Annotated in this window: 20 protein-coding genes; 13 read left to right on the top strand and 7 right to left on the bottom strand. The window is 69.7% G+C overall.

Annotated features, from left to right (window positions below; translation table 11 throughout):
- Positions 1-138 precede the first annotated feature (138 nt).
- Positions 139-984: an exodeoxyribonuclease III gene (locus tag F6W70_RS01055; protein WP_055866246.1), complete on the top strand. Its 846-nt coding sequence runs from the start codon at positions 139-141 to the stop codon at positions 982-984.
- An 11-nt stretch (positions 985-995) separates the two neighbouring features.
- Entirely contained in the window at positions 996-1805 is an 810-nt protein-coding gene (locus tag F6W70_RS01050) for a Cof-type HAD-IIB family hydrolase (protein WP_151485689.1), read from the top strand.
- 66 nt (positions 1806-1871) lie between these two features.
- On the opposite strand, the gene F6W70_RS01045 is transcribed toward F6W70_RS01050, so the two are convergent.
- The 3 genes from F6W70_RS01045 to F6W70_RS01035 form a co-directional block, all read right to left on the bottom strand.
- Positions 1872-3590 carry an MSCRAMM family protein gene (locus F6W70_RS01045; protein ID WP_151485688.1) on the bottom strand — a complete coding sequence of 573 codons (1719 nt, stop codon included), beginning with the start codon at positions 3588-3590 and terminating at the stop codon, positions 1872-1874.
- A 150-nt stretch (positions 3591-3740) separates the two neighbouring features.
- Positions 3741-4460 carry a winged helix-turn-helix transcriptional regulator gene (locus tag F6W70_RS01040; RefSeq protein ID WP_151485687.1) on the bottom strand — a complete coding sequence of 240 codons (720 nt, stop codon included), beginning with the start codon at positions 4458-4460 and terminating at the stop codon, positions 3741-3743.
- 1 nt (position 4461) lies between these two features.
- The gene (locus tag F6W70_RS01035) at positions 4462-4899 is read right to left on the bottom strand and encodes a VOC family protein (RefSeq protein WP_318278769.1); all 438 of its coding nucleotides are present in this window, start codon (positions 4897-4899) and stop codon (positions 4462-4464) included.
- A 147-nt stretch (positions 4900-5046) separates the two neighbouring features.
- On the opposite strand from F6W70_RS01035, the gene F6W70_RS01030 reads away from it, so the two are divergent.
- From F6W70_RS01030 to F6W70_RS01010, 5 genes are all read left to right on the top strand, one after another.
- Positions 5047-6312, top strand: a complete 1266-nt coding sequence (locus tag F6W70_RS01030; protein WP_151485685.1) for a sensor histidine kinase — start codon at positions 5047-5049, stop codon at positions 6310-6312.
- The gene (locus F6W70_RS01025) at positions 6309-6989 is read left to right on the top strand and encodes a response regulator (protein WP_055866254.1); all 681 of its coding nucleotides are present in this window, start codon (positions 6309-6311) and stop codon (positions 6987-6989) included. Before F6W70_RS01030 ends, F6W70_RS01025 begins: the two co-directional genes overlap by 4 nt.
- Positions 6990-7043: 54 nt before the next feature.
- Positions 7044-8216, top strand: coding sequence for a benzoate/H(+) symporter BenE family transporter (locus tag F6W70_RS01020; RefSeq protein ID WP_151485684.1), 1173 nt, complete (start codon positions 7044-7046; stop codon positions 8214-8216).
- A gap of 97 nt (positions 8217-8313) precedes the next feature.
- Positions 8314-9198, top strand: a complete 885-nt coding sequence (locus F6W70_RS01015; protein ID WP_055874783.1) for an ABC transporter ATP-binding protein — start codon at positions 8314-8316, stop codon at positions 9196-9198.
- Positions 9195-10283 (top strand): ABC transporter permease, encoded by a 1089-nt coding sequence (locus F6W70_RS01010; RefSeq protein WP_127483139.1) that lies wholly within the window; start codon positions 9195-9197, stop codon positions 10281-10283. Before F6W70_RS01015 ends, F6W70_RS01010 begins: the two co-directional genes overlap by 4 nt.
- 82 nt (positions 10284-10365) lie before the next feature.
- Here F6W70_RS01010 and F6W70_RS01005 read toward each other — a convergent pair whose 3' ends face one another.
- Positions 10366-13836, bottom strand: a complete 3471-nt coding sequence (locus F6W70_RS01005) for a proline dehydrogenase family protein (RefSeq protein WP_151485683.1) — start codon at positions 13834-13836, stop codon at positions 10366-10368.
- 135 nt (positions 13837-13971) lie between these two features.
- On the opposite strand from F6W70_RS01005, the gene F6W70_RS01000 reads away from it, so the two are divergent.
- Both F6W70_RS01000 and F6W70_RS00995 read left to right on the top strand, forming a co-directional pair.
- Entirely contained in the window at positions 13972-14880 is a 909-nt protein-coding gene (locus F6W70_RS01000; RefSeq protein WP_151485682.1) for a LysR substrate-binding domain-containing protein, read from the top strand.
- A gap of 104 nt (positions 14881-14984) precedes the next feature.
- A complete protein-coding gene (locus F6W70_RS00995; RefSeq protein ID WP_151485681.1) occupies positions 14985-15572 on the top strand; it encodes a nitroreductase family protein in 588 nt (195 codons plus the stop codon).
- Between the two features lie 88 nt (positions 15573-15660).
- Here the strand turns inward: F6W70_RS00995 and F6W70_RS00990 are convergent, their stop codons facing one another.
- Both F6W70_RS00990 and coaBC read right to left on the bottom strand, forming a co-directional pair.
- Entirely contained in the window at positions 15661-17868 is a 2208-nt protein-coding gene (locus F6W70_RS00990) for an ATP-dependent Clp protease ATP-binding subunit (RefSeq protein WP_017829611.1), read from the bottom strand.
- Positions 17846-19180: a bifunctional phosphopantothenoylcysteine decarboxylase/phosphopantothenate--cysteine ligase CoaBC gene (gene coaBC, locus F6W70_RS00985; protein WP_151485680.1), complete on the bottom strand. Its 1335-nt coding sequence runs from the start codon at positions 19178-19180 to the stop codon at positions 17846-17848. The genes F6W70_RS00990 and coaBC overlap by 23 nt, the downstream gene beginning before the upstream one ends.
- A gap of 47 nt (positions 19181-19227) precedes the next feature.
- On the opposite strand from coaBC, the gene F6W70_RS00980 reads away from it, so the two are divergent.
- Positions 19228-19929, top strand: coding sequence for an NRDE family protein (locus tag F6W70_RS00980; protein ID WP_151485679.1), 702 nt, complete (start codon positions 19228-19230; stop codon positions 19927-19929).
- Positions 19930-19966: 37 nt separating this feature from the next.
- On the opposite strand, the gene F6W70_RS00975 is transcribed toward F6W70_RS00980, so the two are convergent.
- Positions 19967-20941: a GlxA family transcriptional regulator gene (locus F6W70_RS00975; protein WP_151485678.1), complete on the bottom strand. Its 975-nt coding sequence runs from the start codon at positions 20939-20941 to the stop codon at positions 19967-19969.
- Positions 20942-21027: 86 nt separating this feature from the next.
- Here F6W70_RS00975 and F6W70_RS17730 point away from each other — a divergent pair, with 86 nt between their 5' ends.
- The 3 genes from F6W70_RS17730 to F6W70_RS17725 are packed head-to-tail and all read left to right on the top strand — an operon-like array spanning position 21028 to position 22496.
- The gene (locus F6W70_RS17730) at positions 21028-21189 is read left to right on the top strand and encodes a hypothetical protein (protein WP_170287837.1); all 162 of its coding nucleotides are present in this window, start codon (positions 21028-21030) and stop codon (positions 21187-21189) included.
- Between the two features lie 55 nt (positions 21190-21244).
- Positions 21245-21877 carry a LysE family translocator gene (locus tag F6W70_RS00970; protein WP_151485677.1) on the top strand — a complete coding sequence of 211 codons (633 nt, stop codon included), beginning with the start codon at positions 21245-21247 and terminating at the stop codon, positions 21875-21877.
- Between the two features lie 58 nt (positions 21878-21935).
- Entirely contained in the window at positions 21936-22496 is a 561-nt protein-coding gene (locus F6W70_RS17725) for a hypothetical protein (protein ID WP_170287836.1), read from the top strand.
- Positions 22497-22513 lie beyond the last annotated feature (17 nt).

The following is a 22513-nucleotide window of genomic DNA, read 5'->3' as shown; positions in this document are numbered from 1 at the left end:
CGGATGCATGAGGCCCGACCGGATGCATGAGAACCGAGGCCGCACCGCTCATGCGCCCGTCCAGCACTCATGCAGATGTCGGCGAGGGACGTTCGTGCGGCGGTGATCCGTGTAGGAGGTGGGCCCTAGGCTTGAGGCATGCGCTTGGCCACCTGGAACGTCAACTCCATCCGCACCCGCGTCACCCGCACCGTCGAGTTCGCCGTCCGAGAAGACATCGACGTGCTGGCGATGCAGGAGATCAAGTGCAAGCCCGAGCAGTTCCCCTACGCTCCGTTCGAAGAGGCCGGCTACCACGTCGAGGTGCACGGGCTGAATCAGTGGAACGGCGTCGCGATCGCGAGTCGACTGCCGGTCACCGATGTGCGCACGTCGTTCGACGGGATGCCGGGCTTCGCGAAGGGGCATGAGGGGCCGGATGCGCCGCTCGAGGCCCGCGCGCTCGGCGTGATGGTCGAGGGGGTGCGGGTGTGGAGCCTGTACGTGCCGAACGGCCGTGCACTCGATGACCCGCACTACCTCTACAAGCTGCACTGGCTGGAGCAGCTGAAGAAGTCCACGGCCGCCGAGCTGTCGGCGAACCCCGACCTTCCGCTCGCTCTGGTGGGCGACTTCAACATCATCCCGTTCGATGTCGACAACGGCGACCCCGACATCGTGATCGGTCGGTCGACCCACGTCTCCCCGCAGGAGCGCGACGCGTTCTTCGCGTTCCAAGACGCCGGGGTCACCGACGTCGTGCGCCCGCTCATCCCCGAGGGCTTCACCTACTGGGACTACCAGCGTCTGAAGTTCCCCCGCAACGAGGGTGTCCGCATCGACTTCGTGCTGGGTTCGCGCACTCTCGCAGAAGCGGTGAAGGGCGCGTCCATCCACCGCGACGAGCGCAAGGGCGAGCAGCCCAGCGACCACGTCCCGGTGGTCGTCGACCTCGATTTCGGTGGCGCCGATGACGACGACGACCTCCCGATGATCTTCTCCTGAGTGCCGATCCCATGAGCGTGCGGCTGATCGCCACCGATCTCGACGGCACCCTTCTCGACTCGACGCCCGCCGTCACCGCACGCACCCGTGCGGCCCTCGACGCGGCCCGGGAGCGCGGAATCCACGTCGTGCCGGTCACGGCGCGTCAGCCGATCGGGCTGCGTGCCATCGCGGCGGATGCGGGCTTCGACGGTTGGGCTCTGTGCAGCAACGGCGCCTACGCCGTGCGCCTCGACGACGGGCGGATGCTGTTCGCCGAAGAGCTTCCGCCCGAGACGATCCGCTCCCTGGCCGAGGCCCTCCGCGCGAGCATCCCCGACCTGCTGTTCGCGAGCGTGCGCGACGCCGGCGAGACGTTCGTGGCCCAGCACGGCTATGCCGCGATCGCCGCTCTCGCCGACCACAAGCGCGACCCCGCCACCATGGGCGGCGTTCCGCTCGAGCAGGTGCTCGCCGCCCCCAGCCTGAAGTTCGTGATCCGCCACCCCGAGCTCGCCCCGGCCGCCCTGTTCGACACGGTGCGCTCGCTCGGGCTCACCGGCTTCGAGGTCACGCTCTCGGGTGCGCCGTTCGTCGAGGTCATGGCCGAAGGCGTCACCAAGGCCACGGGTCTCGCCCGCCTGTGCGAGCACCTCGGCATCGACCGCGCCGACGTCGTGGCCTTCGGCGACGCGCTCAACGACGTCGAGATGCTCCGCTGGGCAGGGCACGGGGTCGCCATGGCCGACGCCGAGCCGCTCGTGCACGACGCGGCCGACGAGACGACCGCGTCGAACGACGAAGACGGTGTGGCGCAGGTGATCGAGCGGCTGCTCGGCTGAGGATCAGCACGTGGGGATGAGCCCCTTCTCTCACGATCAGGGCACCCAGCCCCAGTCGGTGAAGCCTCAGCTCTCCACGCGGCGCCGACGCACGAGCATTCCGCCCATCACGGCCAGGAGGACGCCGATCGCGACGATCGCGATCGGCGCATCGGCACCGGTGCTTGCCAGCCCGCCGCCCGGAGCTGTGGCGCCACCGGTCTGACCGCCGCTTCCGGTCCCGGTGCCGGCGGCCGCGGTCACGGTCAACGCCGTGCTGGCGAGAACCTTGGTGCCCGACAGCGCCACCAGGGTGTGCGCACCTGCGGGCGCACTCGCCGGAATGCGCAGCGTGCCCTGGAGCACGCCATCAGCGTCTGCCGTCAGCGTTCCGAGTGTGATCGGGTCGGAGTGCAGCTCGAACGCGATCGTCGCTCCCGGCGCGAATCCGGTGCCCGAGATCGTGATGTCCTTGCCGGCGCGGATCGAGCCGGCGGACAGAGTCAGTGTCGGCTTCACCTCAGGTGTTGTGTCGACCGTGAGTGCGAAGTCGATGCCGGAGATCGCCTCCCCCTCGAGTACTGACACCGGAGTCGCCTCGGCTGCCGTAGCAACACCGTCGAAGAACTGCGGCTTCGCGGTCGTCGTACCGTCGCTGAACGTGGGGCTGGCCTTCAGAATGTATGTCCCATGGGGGACCGTCAGCGAGTATGCGCCGGTGACGGGGTCGGCGCGGGTGTCGTTGACCATCGTGCCGTTGCTCCACGCCTCCACGCGGACGTCGTCCGCAGCATCGGAGTCGATCGTTACGGTGCCGGTGATTTGGGCCGGCTTGCCGAGCGCCGCATCGATGCCGGCGACCTCCTCACCCGGTGCGACCGTCAGCAGCGTCGCGTTCTCCCACAGGAAAGCATCCTTCCAGTACTCCTCGATGATCCCGCGCTCGTTCGAATGGAAGAGCACCCGGTAGGTTCCCGCCACGACAGGAATGCGGAACGTGCCGTCGGAGTTCGTGTCGACGAAGAACACGTCGAGTCCCGTGCCGGCGGCATAGAACGCCACCGACGCGCTCAGCGGCTCATCGCTGGCGCTTCGCGTCACCGTGCCGCTGATGTAGCCGACCTCAGCAAGCGAGGCGTCGATGTCCGTGATGCCCTGCGGCTCTGTGACGGCGATGAGCGTCGCTGCGTCCCAGCCGTAGGCGTCCTTCCAGTACTCGGGCAGCAGCTCGGCGTCCGACGAGGCGAACCGCACGCGGTACGAGCCGGTGGGGAGGCCGCCAAGGATGTACTCGCCTGACGCTCCTGCCGTCGCCGCCGCCACGATCTCATTGTTGCTGTCGAGAGCCTGCACCTCGGCGCCGGCGATCGCGGAGCCGTCGTCTTCACGGGTCACGATGCCCTGGATGGAACCGCCTTGCACGAGCGAAGCATCGATCGCTGAGACCGCCTCCCCCTCACCGACGACGACCGGGATCGCCTGGGAGTAGTCGGAGGCGTCCTTCCAGTACTCGCGCTTCAGGTCGGTCCCCTCGGGAAAGAAGCTCACGATGTACGAGCCCGCGGCGAGGTTCGGCAGCGTGTAGGTCCCCGTCGAATCCGTGGTGACCGAAGCCCCCGTCGGTCCGTCTGCGGAGACCGTGACTCCGGCGACGGGTGTTCCGTCGTCGTCCCGGACGACCGTCCCGGAGATCGACCCGGCGACGACCGGATCTTCTGCCGCGGCCGCCGTCACACCGCCGAGAGCGAGAGCGAGTGCCGCCGCTCCCCCGAGCACCGCACGAATGAATGCGCGTCGTCGCGCCATGTCCCCACCCTCCGAAGGAGGACGACGCAGCGAAGCAAGTCGCGGTCGGCCTCGAGCCAGTGCCGATCGCACGGCAACGTATCCCTCGAAGCCTACGTGCGCAAGACATAGGAAGGGAATAGTCGATACACGGGAGTTACCCTGTCGTGATCAGTCGAACGCCCCGACCTCCTGCGCCTCCCGCGCACCTCCCACGCCAGGCGCGGCGATGTGGAAGGTCTCGGCGAACGAGTCCAGCAGCGATGCCTCACCGCGGACGACCGCGACGATGTCCGCGGCGAGCGCTTCTGCCGGCGTGACCTCGCCGCCGATCAGGTGCCGGATGCCGGGACCGGCGACGATCACCGCATCCGGCTCTGCGTCGGGAAGACTTCCGCCGACCGGCGGGGCCGGCGGTGCGATCTGCGCGACCCGGAGTTCCCCCTCGCGCACCGACGCGCGCAGGGCGACGTCGCCGACGTGCAGCTCGTACTCGGCGTCCACGGCACGATCGGCCATGAACGCCGTGTGCAGCGCCATCGTGAGGGAGTCCGCGGTGATGACGTCCCCCGGTTCTGGGTCGCCCATCGCCTGGAAGCCCCACCGTCCGAGGGCGAGCACGATCGGCTCGATCGAGCGGCCGTAGGGGGTGAGCTCGTACACGAGGCCGCAGTTCGACAACGGCACCCGCCGCACGACCCCACCCTCCTGCAGCTCCTTCAGCCGGGTGGAGAGGATGTTGGTCGGGATGCGCGGCAGGCCCCGCCTGAGGTCGGTGTACCGACGCGGACCGACGAGCAGATCGCGGACGATGAGCAGCGCCCACCGTTCCCCGATCAGTTCGACGGCCGTCGTCACACCGCAGTACTGGCCGTAGCTCCGCGCCGCCATGTCAGGATCCGGCGCTCTGCTCCGCGACGTGCTCGGGTCCGTTCTCGGCGGCCTCCTCGGTCATGAACAGGAAGCCGAGCGAGTTGCCGTCGGGGTCGTCCAGGTCGCGCGAGTACATGAAGCCGTAGTCCTGGGCCGGCTTGGGCTCGGCACCACCGGCCGCGAGCCCCTTGGCCAGGATGTCGTCGACGTCTTCGCGCGAATCGCGGCTGAAGGAGACGGACACCTGGGCGACCTCGTTCGGGTCGGCGATCGGCTTGTCGGTGAACGTGGCGAAGAACTCGCGCGTGAGGAGCATGAAGAAGATATCCTCCGTCCAGACGACGCACGCGGCATTCTCGTCGGTGAACAGCGGATTGATCTCGCAGCCGAGCGCCGTGTAGAACGCCTTCGCGCGCTCAAGGTCGCTGGTGGGCAGGTTGACGAACACCTTGGTCATGATGACTCCTCCGTCGATGCGCGCTCATCGGTCGGTGAGCCCGTGCGAGTAGCTTGCAAAAGACAACCACGCTTGTCAAGAGCAAGTGACTCCCGATCCCCCGCACGGGGGATGCGACGCCGTCACGCCCCGCCCTACGGTGGAGGGATGCCTGCTGTCCCGTTCCTCCGCACGCCGACCGAGCGCGAACGGCGCGGCGACATCGTCCTCGCCGTGGTCATGTTCGTGGGAGCCGTGCTGAGCGCCGGGCTCTCCTCGATCGCCCAGGTGTACGGCGACGAACAGGCTCCGTTGTGGACCGCACTCGTGTACGCGGTCGTCGTGACCACTCCTCTCGCGGTCCGCCGCCGCTGGCCCGGCACGGTCGCCATCATCGTGGTCGTGGCGTACTTCATCGCGGTGACGATCCGCGTCCCCGAGATCTACGTCGGCAACATCGCGATGTTCATCGCGATCTACACGGCGGGGGCGTGGATGAACGATCGTCGCCGCGCGGTCATCGTCCGCATCGGGATCATCGTGAGCATGTTCGTGTGGCTGCTGATCACGATGTACCGCGATGCGATCCTCGAAGCCGACAAGGCGGATGTCATCGCCGGAGCCATGTCTCCCTACGTGGCCTTTATGCTCATCCAGCTGCTGCTGAACGTGCTCTACTTCGGCGGGGCCTACTACTTCGGCGAGCGGTCATGGGCTGCAGCGACACAGCTCGCGGTGCTCGAGCAGCGCACGGCCGAGCTCGAGCGCGAACGCGAGGTCACCGCGGCACAGGCGGTCGCCCTCGACCGGGTGCGCATCGCCAGGGAGCTGCACGACGTGGTCGCCCACCACGTGTCGGTCATGGGCGTGCAGGCGGGAGCCGCGCGCCTGGTGCTCGACCGGGACCCGGCAGAGTCCGCACGCATCCTCACCGGGATCGAGGGGTCGGCGCGTGACGCCATCCACGAGCTGCGCCAGCTGCTGGAGACTCTGCGGACCCCCGGAGGAGAGACGACGGATGCCGCCTCGACCCTGGCCCTCGACGACATCCCCGAACTCGTCGACGCCTCGACCGAGGCGGGGCTGCCGACGGCGTACACGGTGATCGGCGACCCGACGCCCGTGCCTTCGCTCGTCGCCGTGAATCTGTATCGCATCGCCCAGGAGTCGCTGACGAACGCCCGCCGCCATGCCGGGCCCGATGCGACCGCCGACTTCCGCGTGCGCTACGACGATGACGGCGTCGAGGTCGAGATCGTCAACACCGGGCGCCCGGTCGCCCAGGTGCGCCCAGGACTCGGACAGCTCGGGATGCGCGAGCGTGCCGCGGCCTCCGGCGGCACCCTCGAGGTGACCCCCCGACCATTCGGCGGGCTGCGCGTGCGCGCCCGTGTGCCCCTGCCCTTCACGAGCGAATCGAGCGTGAACCGATGACCGCCCCGATCCGCGTGCTGCTCGTCGACGATCACGCACTGCTGCGCGCCGGCTTCCGCACGATCCTCGACACGCAGACCGACATCGCCGTGGTCGGGGAGGCATCCTCCGGGGCCGAGGCGGTGGCGCAGGCCGCGGCCCTGCATCCCGACGTCATCATGATGGACGTGCAGATGCCCGACATGGACGGCATCGAGGCCACCAGGCGCATCGTCGCCGACCCGGGCGTCGACGCGGCCATCGCGATCGTCACCACGTTCGACCGCGACGACTACCTGTACCGGGCTCTGGACGCGGGGGCCGGCGGGTTCCTGCTCAAGAACGCCGGCGCCGAGGATCTGATCGCGGCGGTGCGGGCACTGGCCGCGGGCGACGGCATGCTCGCCCCCGAGGTGACCCGCCGCGTGTTGGCGCGCTTCGCCGCGACACCCGCTCCCGCCGCCGCATCGGCCACGAGCGGCGCCCTCCCGAAAGTCGCACTCGCCGAGCCCCTCACCGACCGTGAGGCCGAGGTGCTCACGCTGCTCGCCGATGCCCGCAGCAACGCCGAGATCGCGCAGGCGCTGTTCATCGGCGAGGCGACCGTGAAGACGCACGTCTCGCGCGTCCTGCAGAAGCTGGGTGCCCGGGATCGCGTGCAGGCGGTGGTGCTGGCTCATCGCATGGGGCTCGCGTAGCGCGGCGCACCCGGGCTCCGCGCCGACCTCCCGCTCCGCGATAACCTCGGAGCCATGTCCGACGCCGCACCCCTGTCCCGCCCGATCCTCGCGGGGGTGGTGACGGCACTGGTCGGCTTCACCAGCTCGTTCGCGGTCGTGTTGACCGGGCTCGACGCCGTCGGGGCGAACGCGGCGCAGGCGGCGAGCGGACTCCTCGCCGTCAGTCTCACGATGGGCCTGGCCTGCGTGGTGCTCGCCTGGCGGTATCGGATGCCGATCACGGTCGCCTGGTCGACGCCCGGTGCCGCCCTCCTCGTGGCAACCGGCGCTGTCGAAGGCGGGTGGTCGGCAGCGGTCGGCGCCTTCCTGATCACCGCGGCCCTCATCCTGCTCACCGCTCTCTGGCCGGCGCTCGGTGCGCTGATCGCCCGCATCCCGCCCTCGATCGCGCAGGCGATGCTCGCCGGCGTCCTGCTGCCGCTGTGTCTCGCACCGATCACCGGTATCGTCGCGAACCCCTGGGGCGTGGTGCCGGTCGTGCTCACCTGGCTGCTTTTCGCCCGTCTCGCACCGCGCTGGGCGGTGCCGTTCGCGTTCGTCGCCGCGGCCGTCGTGGTTGCCGTGTCGCTGATCGGAGAAGGCGCACCGTTCGACCCCGCACTGCTCCTCCCGCGCCTCGAGTTCACGGCACCGACGTTCACGGTCGGCGCGCTCGTCGGCCTCGCGCTGCCGCTGTTCATCGTCACGATGGCCTCCCAGAACGTGCCGGGCATCGCGATCATGCGCAGCTTCGGGTATGAGGTGCCGTGGCGTCCGGCCATGCTGGTGACCGGGATCGGCACGGCCCTGGGAGCGACGGCAGGCGGACACGCCATCAACCTCGCCGCGATCAGCGCCGCACTCGCCGCGTCGCCGGACGCCGATCCCGACCCAAGGCGACGGTGGGTCGCCGGGGTCTCGACCGGGGCGTCGTACCTCGTGCTCGCCGCGTTCTCCGCCGCGTTCGCCGCCCTCGTGGTGCTCGCGCCCGCCGCTGTGATCCCCGCCGTCGCGGGGCTGGCTCTGTTCGCCGCGTTCGGCTCGGCGGTGCAGCAGGCGATCGACGATCCGAACGAGCGGATCCCCGCCGTGGTGACCTTCCTGGTGGCCGCATCCGGGATCGCCGTCCTCGGTGTCAGCGCCGCGTTCTGGGCCCTCGTGGCAGGGCTCCTGGTGCGCACTGTGCTGCACACCCGCCGCCGCTGATCCTCCCCTCCCCCTGACGGGTGATCCCCTCGCGTCCGTCGCAGGGGGGATGCCCCGCGATGCCTGCGCTCCGTAGCGTGAGGGTATGACCACAGGAATGCTCGAACTCTCCGGCATCACCAAGAGCTACGGCTCTCGGCGCGTGCTCGATGACGTGTCCTTCACCGTCGCCCCCGGGCGGCTGACGGGCTTCGTCGGCGGCAACGGCGCCGGCAAGACCACCACCATGCGCATCGTCCTCGGCCTGCTGTCCTCCGACGGCGGCACGGTCGACCTGGACGGTGCCGCCCTCACCGCCGAGGACCGCCGCCGCTTCGGCTACATGCCCGAGGAGCGCGGGCTCTACCCGAAGATGAAGGTCCTCGAGCAGATCGTCTATCTCGCCCGCCTGCACGGCTTCAGCAAGCAGGAGGCCACGGAGCGGGCGAGCGCCCTGCTCACGGAGCTCGGACTCGGCGAGCGGCTGAACGACACGATCGAGTCGCTCTCGCTCGGCAACCAGCAGCGCGCGCAGATCGCCGCCTCTCTCGTGCACGACCCCGAGGTGCTCATCCTCGACGAGCCATTCTCGGGCCTCGACCCGCTCGCGGTCGACGTGGTCGCGGGAGTCCTGCAGGCCAGTGCCGCCAAGGGCGCCTCCATCCTGTTCTCCTCCCATCAGCTCGACGTGGTCGAGCGCCTGTGCGACGACCTCGTCATCCTCGCCGGTGGCACGATCCGTGCGTCCGGTTCCCGCGAGGCGCTGCGTTCCGAGCACGCCAGGGACCGCTACGAGCTCGTCTCCGCGGGCGACGCCGGATGGCTGCGCACCGAGCCCGGAGTGACGGTCGTCGACTTCGAAGGCGGCTACGCGCTGTTCGACGCGGACGGCCCCGAGACGGCGCAGCGCGTGCTGCAGTCCGCCGTGCAGCGCGGCGATGTCGCGAGCTTCGCCCCCAAGCATCCGTCCCTCGCCCAGATCTTCAAGGAGGTCATCCAGTGAGCGCCCCCACCCCCGTCCGCGCCTCCAACGGCATCTGGCTCGTCGCCGAGCGCGAGATCGGATCGAAGCTGCGCAGCAAGGCGTTCCTGATCTCCACCGGCATCCTGCTGGTCCTCGCGCTCGCCGGCATCCTGTTCGGCGGTTTCGCGAGCAAGAACACCGACACCACGCCGATCGCCGCGACGGCGGAGACCGCGGCCGCCGTCTCGGCCATCCCGAACGTCGAGGTCACCACGGTCGCCGACCAGGCCGAGGCCGAGAAGCTCGTACGAGATGACAAGGTCGACGCCGCAGTGCTGCCGGGCGACAGCCCCTCCGGCTACACGGTCATCGCCTTGCAGGATGCCCCTGGTTCGATCATGTCCGCGCTGTCGATCTCTCCCGAGGTCGTCATCCTGGAGCCGGCCACCACCAACCCGCTGCTGCGGTATTTCATCGCGATCGCGTTCGGACTGGTCTTCATGATGGCCGCGGCGACGTTCGGCGGCACGATCGCGCAGAGCGTCGTGGAAGAGAAGCAGACCCGCGTGGTCGAGGTGCTGCTGTCGGCGATCCCGGCGCGCACACTGCTGGCGGGCAAGGTCATCGGCAACACGGTGCTGGCGATGGGGCAGATCCTCGCCCTGGCAGCCGTGGCCACGATCGGGCTGATCGTCACCGGTCAGCGCGAGGTGCTCACCACGCTGGGCGCGCCGATCATCTGGTTCGCCGTGTTCTTCCTGTTCGGCTTCATCCTGCTCGCGGCGATGTTCGCGGCCGCGGCCTCCATGGTCTCTCGCCAGGAGGACATCGGCTCCACGACCACCCCGATCACGATGCTGATCATGGCGCCGTACATCCTGGTGATCGTGTTCAACGACAACCCGCTGGTGCTGACGATCATGTCGTACGTGCCGTTCTCGGCCCCGGTCGGCATGCCGATGCGCCTCTTCGTCGGGGAGGCCCAGTGGTGGGAGCCGCTGCTGAGCCTGGTCATCCTGCTCGCGAGCTGCGTGGCCGCGATCGTCATCGGCGCGAAGATCTACGAGAACTCGCTGCTGCGCATGGGATCCCGGGTCAAGCTCTCCGAGGCGCTGCGCGGCTGACGCTGCAGACGACAGAAGCCCCCTGCTCCGCATCGCGCGGGGCAGGGGGCTTCTTCGTCTCAGCGGATCGGCGACCCGCGGGTCAGATCACGCCGTCGGCGAGGGTCGTCGGGTTGCCGAAACGGTGGTTCGTGATCGACACGGCCTGCTCGTGCAGGAACGGCAGCATCTCGACGCGACCGGCACCGGTCACGGCGTGCGACCAGACCGCCACGTCGGGGCTTCCGTCGAGCGCTTCGTGGAGAGCGGCGGCGTCGCCACCGACCAGACGCACGCGGTGCCAGGAGTTCGCCGCCTTCGCGTAGCGCTTTGTCCATGCCGCATCCGACTCGTGCTTCACGCTCACGCCGTGCGCACGCAGCGCCTTCTCGATGCGCGAGGGCAACGCCTGCGCCGACACCGTGAACGGGCTGCCGCTGCGCAGGGCGGCGGCGAGCACGCGGATGCCGTCGACGAGCGGGGAGTTCTCGGCGATGCGCACGTCGACCGCGACCGGACGGTAGCGGAAGAGGTTGCGCTCGACCCCGAGCCCGGACTTGTCGCTCACCGCGCCGAACTCATCGACCCAGGCCCGTTCGTCGGACGCCGCGGCGCGGTGCAGCCATTCGGCCTCTGCCGCGTCGACCTCGACTCCGGCCGCATCCAGCAGCGCAGCGACCACGGGTACGACGGCCGCACTCGGCGCCGCAGCCGGAAGGTCGGCCGGGGCCCACTCGCCCAGTCCGAAGAGGTAGTTCGGCCCACCGGCCTTCGCACCCGCTCCGACAGCCGAGCGCTTCCAGCCGCCGAACGGCTGACGCTGCACGATCGCCCCGGTGATGCCGCGGTTCACGTACAGGTTGCCGGCCTCGACGCGATCGAGCCAGGTGGCGACCTCCTCGGAGTCGAGCGAGTGGATGCCGGCGGTCAGGCCGTAGTCGACCGCGTTCTGCAGGCGCAGGGCCTCATCCAGGTCCTTCGCGTGCATGATGCCGAGCACCGGGCCGAAGAACTCGGTCAGGTGGAAGTACGAGCCCTCGCGCACGCCGGTCTTGACGCCGGGCGTCCACTGCTTCCCGTCTTCGTCGAGCTTGCGCGGCTCGACCAGCCAGCGCTCGCCCTTCTCGAGCTTCGTGAGCGCCGTGAGCAGCTTGCCGTTCGCGGGCTCGATGATCGGACCCATCTGCGTGGCCGGGTCATCGGGCAGGCCGACGCGCATCGAGGTCACGGCATCCACCAGCTGACGCTCGAACCGCTTCGAGTCGGCGACCGATCCGACGAGGATCGCCAGCGACGCGGCGGAGCACTTCTGCCCCGCGTGGCCGAACGCGCTGCGCGCCACATCGGCGGCCGCGAGGTCGAGGTCGGCGGAGGGGGTGACGATGATCGCGTTCTTGCCACTGGTCTCGGCCAGCAGTGGCAGGTCGGAGCGGAACGAGCGGAACAGCTGTGCCGTCTCGTACGCTCCCGTGAGGATCACGCGGTCCACCGCGGGGCCGGCGACCAGGCGCTTTCCGAGGTCGCGCGAGGCCAGGTCGACGAGGGCCAGCAGGTCGCGCGGCACACCGGCGGCCCACAGCGCCTCGACCATGACGGCGCCGCAGCGCTGGGTGAGCTTGGCCGGCTTGATGATGACCGCGGAGCCGGAGGCCAGCCCCGCGAGCACGCCGCCGGCGGGGATCGCGACCGGGAAGTTCCACGGCGGGGTGACCACGGTCACCTTCGACGGCACGAACTCCGCACCCGAGACGGTCTCGAGATCCTTCGCGCGCTCGGCGTAGTAGTGCGCGAAGTCGATGGCCTCGCTGATCTCGGGGTCGGCCTCGGCGATGGTCTTGCCCGCCTCGTTCGCCATGATCTCGATGAGCTGACCGCGGCGCGCGGCGAGCTCGTCTCCGGCGCGGTGCAAGACGGCGGCGCGGTCGGCGGCCGGCAACGCGGCCCACTTCTCGGCGGCGGCGGTCGCTGCGGCAAAGATGCCGTCGAGCTCGGCATCCGTGTCGACCTTGGCGAGCGCGATGGTGTCGAGACCGAGCGTCGAGCCGACCGAGCGGCTCAGGATCTCACGACCCCAGGCGCGGTTCGCGGCGATGGCGGGGTCGGTGTCAGCCTGGTTCTCGAAGCCGGTGGTGGTTCCGGAGGGAGCCTCGACGGTACGGTCCTGCACGCGGTGGGGGCCGGGGACGAATCCCGCCTCATCGGTCGCGAGCGCGGCCAGCGAGCGCTCGAAGCGCTCCCGTTCGCGGGTGAGCAGGGTCGGGTTCGAGGCCAGCTCGAACACCGCGGACATGAAGTTCTCGGGGCTGGCGTTCTCCTCGAGGCGGCGCACGAGGTACGCGATCGCGACGTCGAACTCGGCCGGGTTCACCACCGGTGTGTACAGCAGCAGGCGTCCGACATCCTTGCGGACCGCCTCGGCCTGACCCGTCGCCATGCCCAGCAGCATCTCGTACTCGACGAGGGGGTCGGCGCCGGTCGGGTCGGCCACACCGCGCGCCTGCGCGAGCAGCCAGGTGTAGGCGATGTCGAACAGGTTGTGACCCGCGACGCCGATGCGCACGGCGTCGAGCCGCTCGGGCGTCATCGCCCAGTCCAGCACGCGCTTGTAGTTCGTGTCGGAGTCCTGCTTGGTGCCGTAGGTCGCGAGCGGCCAGCCGTGCACCTTCGAGTCGACCTCTTCCATCGCGAGGTTCGCGCCCTTGACCACGCGCACCTTGATCGGGGCTCCGCCCTTCGCACGGCGGGCGGCGGCCCACTCCTGCAGGTGCTGCATGGCGCCGAGGGCGTCGGGGAGGTAGGCCTGCAGCACGATGCCGGCTTCGAGGTCCTCCAGGCCGGGCTGGTCGAGGATGCTCGTGAAGGCCGCGATCGTCAGGTCGAGGTCGCGGTACTCCTCCATGTCGAGGTTGATGAACTTCGCCTTGCCCTGGGCTTCAGCTCGGGCGGCGAGCTCGTAGAGAGGAGTGAGCTTCTCGACGACATCGGCCACCGCCTCGTCGAACGACCACATCGACAGCTGGCTCACGACGCTGGACACCTTGATCGAGACGTAGTCGACGTCGTCGCGGGCGAGGAAGTCGCGGGTGCCCTGCAGACGGTGCCCCGCTTCGCGCTCGCCGAGCACGGCCTCGCCGAGGAGGTTGAGGTTCAGGCGGTTGCCGCTCTTGCGCAGCTTCGCGATCGCGGGGCCGAGCTTGGAGGGCGTGGCATCCAGCACGAGGTGCCCGACCATGGCGCGCAGCACGCGACGCGAGATCGGGACGACGACGCCGGGGATCTTCGGCGCCCAGAAGCCGCCGGTCTTGATCGCGGCCCGCAGGTAGCCGGGCAGCAGCGCCGGGGTGATGTCGCTCAGCTCGGCGAGCTTGCGGCCGGCGACGCGCAGGTCTTCCGGACGCATCACGCCGTCGACGAAGCCGACCGTGAACGCGAGTCCGTTCGGGTCCTTGAGCACTTCGGACAGGCGCTGGGCGGCCGGCTCGACGGGGTGGGTCTCGCTCTCGACGAGCCAGCGCTGCACCAGGGCGGCGACGTCTTCGGTACGGGGAGTGGTGGTGTCGGCGGCGACAGGCATCGGTGGGACCTTCCAAGAGAGCGCACACCGGGATTTCGTGTGCGGGCTGGATCATTGTCCTGCCGCTCGGTAGGCTCCGTCTATCAACCGATTTGCGTGGATTCTGTTCACTCAAGCTGAACGAAGGATGCCGCCGTGCTGGATGTGAATCGACTCCGGATGCTGGTGGAGCTCTCGCGCCGCGGAACGCTGTCGGCCGTCGCCGACGCCCTGTCGTACAGCAAGGCCTCGGTGTCGCAGCAGCTGAGCGCGCTGGAGCGCGATGTGGGCGTGCCGCTGCTGCGCCGGGTGGGGCGCGGAGTGCAGTTCACCCCGCAGGGGAACGTGCTCGTGGCCGAGGCCATCGGCATCCTCGATCAGCTCGAGCACGCCGAGGTCGCCGTCGCCGAATCGCTCACCGAAGTGACCGGCACCGTGCGCATCGCGGTGTTCCAGTCGACGGCGCACTCCCTGCTTCCCCGCGCGCTCGAAGCCCTCAAGGACCGGCACCCCGCGCTGCGGGTCGAAGTCACCGAGTGCGACCCGGAGACCGGACTGGTCGGGGTGTCCAGCCGCGACTTCGACCTGATCCTCGCCGAGCAGTACCCGGGCCGCACACGTCCGATCCACGCCGACCTCGACCGGGTGGTGCTCGCACACGACGCGATCGCGCTCGCCCGACGCCCCGGAACCCCCGCGCACGCCGACGCCCTCGCTGCACTGTGGTCGACGCGGGAGGAGCCCTGGGTGCTCGAGCCCGCAGGCACCGCCTCGCGCGCCTGGGCCGAGCAGCTGTGCCGCACAGCGGGGTTCGAACCCGACGTGCGGTTCGAGATCGCCGACCTCACCGCGCACGTGCGGCTGATCCACGCCGGGCTCGCGGTCGGGCTGCTGCCGGAACTCGTGTGGGCGGGCGACACTCCGACCGTCGATCTGGCGCCGCTCCCCCACGAGCCCCGCCGCGAGATCTTCTCCTCTGCGCGGCGGGTGTCGGCCGACGCCCCCTCCATCCGCGCGGTGCGCAGCGCGCTGGCCGACGCGGCATCCCACAACCTGCCCGTCTGAGCAGACGCAGAGGCACCCAGCGGGAATATGCATGCACATGCATCTGTTCACACCCGTGTACCCGGACGAAGGAGTCCGATCCACTCCTTTCGAAAGGCACTTCTGTGAGCACTCCCGTCATCGACCGCACCGCACCGACCGAGCACCCCGTCCTCGACGTACTCGCCGGTCGCTGGAGCCCCCGCGCCTTCGATGCGCAGAACTCGATCGATGAGGCCAAGCTCGCCACCGCCCTCGAGGCCGCCCGCTGGAGCCCTTCGGCCAACAACTCGCAGCCCTGGCGCTTCATCGTCGCCCGCCGTGGCACGGCACTGCACGCGCAGGTCGTCGACGCCCTGATGGGTTTCAACCAGGCATGGGCGGGCAACGCCGCCGTGCTCGTGGTCGCGATCGCCGAGACGGCCGACGCCTCCGGCACCCCGATCACCCACGCCCTCTACGACCTCGGCCAGGCCGTTGCGCACTTCTCGGTGCAGGCCCACCACGACGGACTGGTGGTTCACCAGATGAGCGGCTTCGACCCGGAGGTCGTCCGCGAGTTCGCCGACCTCGAAGAGCGATTCGTGCCCTTCACCGTCTTCGCCGTCGGCGAGTTCGGCGACATCGAAGCCCTTCCTGAGGTGCTGCAGGAGCGCGAGGTCGCCCCGCGCGTGCGTCGCCCCATCACCGAGACGGTCATCCTCAGCGCCTGAGCGCAGACCGCACGGACAAGAGCGCCGCCCCGGTTTCATCCGGGGCGGCGCTCTTGTGCACGGGGGTGATGCTCAGTCCTCGAGCAGCTCAGTCCTCGAGCAGTTCGGCCTCGATCACATCGTCGTCGGCCGCGGGTTCGGGCGTCGTCGAGGTGAGCACGAGGCCCATCCCGTCGGCGGCCACATCCACCCGCACCGTGTCACCGTCGTGCACGCCGCCCGAGAGCAGCGCGGTGGCCAGCTTGTTCTGCACCTCGCTCTGGATGAGGCGGCGCAGCGGTCGGGCGCCGAACATCGGGTCGTACCCGCGCTCGGCGAGCCACGACCGGGCGTCCGGGGTGACTGCGAGCGTGAGCCGGCGATCCTTCAGACGCTTGTGCAGCTGATCGATCGACAGCTCGACGATCTGGGCGAGGTCGTCTTCGCTCAGAGCCGAGAACATCACGATGTCGTCGAGACGGTTCAGGAACTCCGGACGGAACGCCTGTCGCACGAGGGCCATGACCTGGTCGCGCTTCTCATCGGGTGCGAGCACCGGGTCGATGAGGATCGGCGATCCCAGGTTCGATGTCAGGATCAGGATCACGTTCGAGAAGTCGACCGTGCGGCCCTGCCCGTCGGTCAGTCGACCGTCGTCGAGCACCTGCAGTAGCACGTCGAACACCTCGGGGTGCGCCTTCTCGACCTCGTCGAGCAGGATCACGCTGTACGGACGACGCCGCACGGCCTCGGTCAGCTGACCGCCCTGCTCGTAGCCGACGTACCCGGGAGGGGCACCGACGAGCCGCGAGACCGAGTGCTTCTCGCCGTACTCCGACATGTCGATGCGCACCATGGCGTGCTCGTCGTCGAAGAGGAACTCGGCCAGGGCCTTGGCCAGCTCGGTCTTTCCCACACCGGTCGGTCCGAGGAACAGGAACGAACCGGTCGGGCGACCGGGGTCGCTGATGCCCGCGCGCGAGCGTCGAACCGCATCCGACACCGCCTTGACGGCGTCCTTCTGACCGATCAGGCGCTTGCCGAGCTCGTTCTCCAGGTGCAGCAGCTTCTCGCTCTCGCCCTGAAGCAGACGCCCGACGGGGATGCCGGTCCACGCGGCGATCACGGCGGCGATGTCCTCATCGGTCACCTGCTCGTTGACCATGCGGGGTTCGGCGGGGGTCGCCGCCTCGGCCTGCTCGGCCTCGGCGATGTCGCGCTCCAGCCGCTTGATGGTCTCGTACTCCAGCTTCGAGGCCTTCGTGTAGTCGGCGTTGCGCATCGCGAGATCGCGCTGGGTGATCGCGTCGTCGAGCTGCTTCTTCAGCTCACCGACCCTGTTGAGCCCCTGACGCTCGCGCGCCCAGCGGGCCTCGAGCTCGGCGAGCTGCCGCTCCATGCCCACGAGCTGCTCACGCAGAGTGCTCAGGCGCTCCTTGGAGGCGGCGTCCTTCTCCCGCTTCAGCGCGAGCTCCTCGAGCTTCATCCGGTCGACCTGGCGCTTGAGCTGGTCGATCTCGACCGGCGACGAGTCGATCTCCATCTTGAGCCGCGACATCGACTCGTCGATCAGGTCGATCGCCTTGTCGGGAAGCTGGCGCGCAGGAAGGTACCGGCTCGACAGTGCAGCCGCGGCCACCAGGGCACTGTCGGAGATCGTGACACCGTGATGCGCCTCGTACCGCCCCTTGAGGCCGCGGAGGATCGCGATCGTGTCCTCGACCGTCGGCTCGCCGACGTACACCTGCTGGAAGCGGCGCTCGAGAGCGGCGTCCTTCTCGATGAACTCGCGATACTCGTTGAGCGTGGTCGCACCGATCAGGCGCAGCTCACCGCGGGCCAGCATGGGCTTGAGCATGTTCGACGCAGCCACGGAGCCCTCGCCGCCGCCCGCACCCATGAGCACGTGCAGCTCGTCGATGAACGTGATGACCTGACCGTCGGACTCGGTGATCTCTTTGAGCACCTGCTTCAGCCGCTCTTCGAACTGCCCGCGGTACATGGCGCCGGCCACGAGTGCCGAGATGTCGAGCGTGACCAGCTCCTTGTCCTTGAGGGACTCGGCGACGTCGCCCGCGACGATGCGCTGGGCGAGTCCTTCGACGACGGCGGTCTTGCCGACGCCCGGCTCACCGATCAGCACGGGGTTGTTCTTCGTGCGGCGGGTGAGCACCTGGCTGACGCGACGGATCTCGCTGTCGCGTCCGATCACGGGGTCGAGCTTGCCCTCGCGGGCACGGTCGGTGAGGTTGATGCCGAACTGCTCGAGGGCGGACTGCTGCTCTTGATTCTGGTTACCGGTCTGCGGGGTGGTCATGCGCTCCTCCTGGAGATGCTCCTTCTGGTCGTCTCCCGCCTGCCGGATCGGAAGACGGGATCAAAGTTGAGTGTTGTTGACTCAAGTTTAGCACGCGCTCCTCCGCGATGACATCCCAGATCGCGGCGGCGACCGCCCGCTTGGATCCCGAAGCCGCACCCGCCTCCACGCCGCCCGGTCCGAGGATGTGCACCGCGTTCTCGACGGACTCGAAGCCGCGCTCCCACCCGACCTCGTTCACCACGAGGAGGTCGACACCCTTGCGCTGCTGCTTGGCGCGTGCACGGGCGAGCATCTCGGCCTGATCCTCAGGAGTCTCCGCGGCGAAGCCGACGACGAGCTGCCCCGGTCGCCGCGCCGCGGCCAGAGCCGCCACGATGTCCTCGTTCTCGATCAGTTCGATGGCCGGCCCCCCGCCGCCCTCTTTCGTGAGCTTGCGCTCCGACACCTGCACCGGTCGGTAGTCGGCGACCGCCGCCGCCATCACGACGACGTCGGCGACCTCGGACTCACGCGTCATCGCCTCGGCGAGGTCAGCGGCGGCGCCGACGGGCACGATGCGGATCGACGGATGCCGCGCCTCGGCGAGCACATCGCCGGAGATATGGGCCGACACCAGGGTGACCTCGGCCCCACGGGCGGCGGCCTCGGCGGCGAGCGCCACCCCCTGCCTTCCGCTGGAGCGATTGCCGAGGAAGCGCACCGGATCGATCGGTTCCCGCGTGCCGCCGGCCGAGACCACGACGCGCACCCCGGCGAGGTCGCCAGGAGTCAGCAGCGCTTGCGCGGCGGCGAAGATCTCCTCCGGCTCCGACATCCTGCCGGGACCGCTGTCGCCGCCGGCGAGCTCGCCGTCGGCGGGTCCGACCAGATGTACCCCGCGCTCCCGCAGGGTGGCGATGTTCGCCTGCGTCGCCCGGTTCCGCCACATCTCCGCGTGCATCGCCGGGGCGAGCAGCACCGGGGCCTCGGTGGCGAGCACCGTCGTTCCCAGGAGGTCGTCGGCGAGGCCCGCGGTGATCTTCGCGATCGAGTTCGCGGTCGCCGGGGCGACGATCACGAGTTCGGCGGCCTGGCCGAGGGCGACGTGCCGCACCTTCGCCACGTCGTCGTGCACGCTCGTGGTCACCGGGTGCCGGCTGATCGCCTCCCACGTGGGCAGACCCACGAAGCGCAGTGCATCCTCGGTGGGCACCACGGTCACGTCGTGCCCGCCCTTCGTGAGCAGGCGCACGAGGTGCACCGTCTTGTACGCGGCGATGCCGCCTGTGACTCCGACGACGATGTTCACGTCTCGATTCTGCCCCAGCATCCGCCGTCGTGGGCCGACGTCGGCGTCCTCGACCTAGACTTGGCACCGTGTGCACGGTCGTGATCGATGTCGAGAATGCCGGCTCCGCACGACTTCTCGCGGTCCGGGACGAAGACCCGCTGCGGGCGTGGGACTCCCTCGGAGCCTGGTGGCCCGAGGAGCACCCCGGCGTGATCGGGATCCGCGACCGTCGGGCCGGTGGGGCCTGGCTCGCCGTGAACCCCGCCGAACGTCGCCTCGCCGTACTGCTGAACCGCGCGGATGTGGAGGGCCTCCCCGAGACGCACGTCGTCTCGCGCGGAGCCCTCGCGCTGGAGTCGGTCAGCGCCCGCTCCCCCGTCGCACCGCTGTCGATGCATGGCTTCAATCTGCTCGAAGTGCGGCCGGAGGGCGCCAGGGTGCTGTCGTGGGACGGCGTCGACCTGCGTGAGACACCCATCGATCCGGGCACGCACATGATCGCTCACGACGACCTCGACGATGTGACGACCCCGCGGATCGAGGCCTGGCTGCCGGAGTTCCGCGCCCTCGGGCCGACCGCTGACAGCGCGGACTGGACGGCCGAGTGGACCGCGCTGCTCGCATCCTCGACCGCCCTGGCCCCGGAGGACGACCGGGCGATCATCCGCGACAACCGTCCGCACGGCTACCCGACGCAGTCACTGCTCTACTGCGTCGCCACGGTCACCGGCGACGGTGTCGAGGTGCGCGACGTCACCCTCCCGACCCCGGCGCACTGGACCGAATAGCCGGCGCGACCTGCGGATCGTCCGACCCGACCCGGACTCAGGCTGCGGGCACCGCCGACTCCTCGGCGCAGGAGAACCGCGCGCGGTAGGCCGTCGGTGTGAGGCCGAGCACCCTGGCGAAGTTCTGCCGGAGCACGGCCGCCGAGCCGAATCCGCACTCGTCGGCGATGTGCTCGAGCGGGAGGTCGGTGCGCTCCAGCATCCGCTGCGCGTGGATGATGCGCTGACGCGCGAGCCAGGCCGCGGGCGTGGCACCGTACTCGGCCTTGAAGCGGCGGGCGAAGGTGCGCGGCGACATCAACGCCCTGGCCGCGAGCTGGTCGACGCCGAGGTCGTCGCGGAGGTTCGCGACCGCCCAGTCGGCGACGGCGGCGAGCGAGTCGGTCGGTACCACCGGGATCGGACGGTCGATGAACTGCGCCTGGCCACCGTCGCGCTGGGGCGGCACGACCATCCGGCGGGCGATGCGGTTGGTGAGCTCGGCGCCCACCTCCTGCCGGAGCAGGTGCAGGCAGGCGTCGATCCCTGCGGCCGTTCCCGCGCTCGTGATGATCTTGCCGTCCTGCACGAACAGCACGTCGGGGTCGATGTCGATCTCCGGGTACATCTCTGCCATGACGTGCGCGTACATCCAGTGCGTGGTGGCGCGCCGACCGTCGAGCACTCCTGCCGCGGCGAGGATGAACGAGCCGCTGCAGACGCTCATCACCCAGGCGCCGCGGTCGACCGCGTGCCTGGCGACGTCGAGCAGGAGCGGGTCGATGTCGCCCCACCGCTCGCGAGGAAGGGGACAGAACACCACGAGGTCGGCTTCGTACGCGAAGGCCAGATCGTGCTCGACGTTGACCGAGAAGCCGATCTTCGAGGTCACGACCCCGGCACGGGGAGCGACGATGCGGAAGTCGAAGTTCGGCACGCCGTCATCGGCGCGGTCCAGGCCGAACGCCTCGCAGGCGACGCCGAACTCGAAGGGTGCGAATCCGTCTTGGATGACGCAGGCGACCGTCTTCATACTCACACTCCCGTTGGCGGTTTTCTGACGTTGATAGTCAATCCTGCCACTCGTGGCGGTTCGACATCGAACGTAGCGTTTCTGCCATGGTACTCCTCATCGCACTCCTCATCCTCGCCGCGTGGGCCACCGTCGCCACCGTCATCGAGCTGCGCCGCGACGGCTACCGACGCACCCCCACCGATTGGACGCGCGTCGCCGGCCGCGACATCGACCAGCGGGCCGAATCGGGCCACGTCTACCGCTGATCACCCCGGCACAGCACCCGGACGCTCCGGGTGCTGTGCGGTGTATCGTCGGCTCATGATCCCGCTCGACAACCTCGTCGCGTTCGCCGTCGCCTCCGTCGTGATCATCGCGATCCCCGGACCGAGCGTGCTGTTCGTGATCGGTCGGTCCCTCTCGCTCGGTCGCCGCGCAGGTGTGCTCAGCGTCGTGGGCAACGCCCTCGGCACCGTGCCCGCTGTGCTCGCCGTGGCCTTCGGAGTCGGTGCGATCGTCGCCTCGTCGGTGGTCGCGTTCACGGTGATCAAGATCATCGGCGCCGTGTACCTCGTGTGGCTCGGGGTGCAGGCGATCCGCCACCGCCATGCCCACACGACGGACGCGGACCGCACACCGGCCTCGACGGGAAGGCTGTTGCGCCAGGGGTTCATCGTCGGGATCACCAATCCCAAGACCATCGCCTTCTTCGTCGCGGTGCTCCCGCAGTTCGTCTCCCCGTCGACCGGCCCGGTGTGGGCCCAGCTGCTGCTGCTCGGACTCCTCTTCCAAGCGCTCGCGCTCGTCTGCGACAGCGTGTGGGCCCTCGCCGCCGGAACCGCGCGCACCTGGTTCGCCCGCTCGCCCCGCCGCATGTCCACGCTGTCCGGCACCGGCGGCGTGATGATGATCGGGCTCGGGGGCACGCTCGCCCTCAGCGGCGCCAAGAGCTGAGACCGCACCGGCGCTCGTCGCCGTGCACGACACAGCACCCGGGGCTACGCTCGTCGTCATGAGCGAGCCTCAGCAGCCTCCCGTTCCGCCCGCCGTGCATCTGCCCGCCGCGCCGCAGTACCCGGCGGTCCCGCACCCCACCGCTCCGCCATATTCGACCGCCGCGCAGCACCCCGCCCCAGCTGCCGGAGCCCCGGCTCCTCCCACGGCACACCCGACCGCGTACCCGACGCCCGCGCCCGGTTCCCCGGCCTCCCCGCCCGCGAGCCCGCTGTTCCCCGGTCACCTCGCGTACCGGCCTCAGGCCCGTGAGGGCAACCCGCTCGGCGTCACGGCCTTCGTGATCGCGGTGGCCACTCTCGCCGTCAACCTGTTCGGTGCCGTCGCCCGGCCGCTGGTCTACAGCGGCGACGGAGGGTTCGAGTTCATGCTCGCCCTCGACAACGGCATCGGCATCCTCAGCTTCTTCACCTACGTCGTGGCGCTGGTGCTGGCACTGGTGGCGGTGCGCCGTTCCTCCGCGCGACTGCTCGCCGGGATCGCCATCGGGGTGGCCGGAGCCGGTGCCATCGGGCTCGCATTCACCGGTCTCACGATCGCCCTGTACCAGTACTACTGAGCCGGCGCCCGCTCCGG

Origin of the sequence: Microbacterium maritypicum (assembly GCF_008868125.1) — a bacterium.
GTDB lineage: Bacteria > Actinomycetota > Actinomycetes > Actinomycetales > Microbacteriaceae > Microbacterium > Microbacterium maritypicum.
The sequence above is the reverse complement of the archived record's forward strand: the minus strand, read 5'-3'. Positions and strand labels throughout refer to the sequence as shown.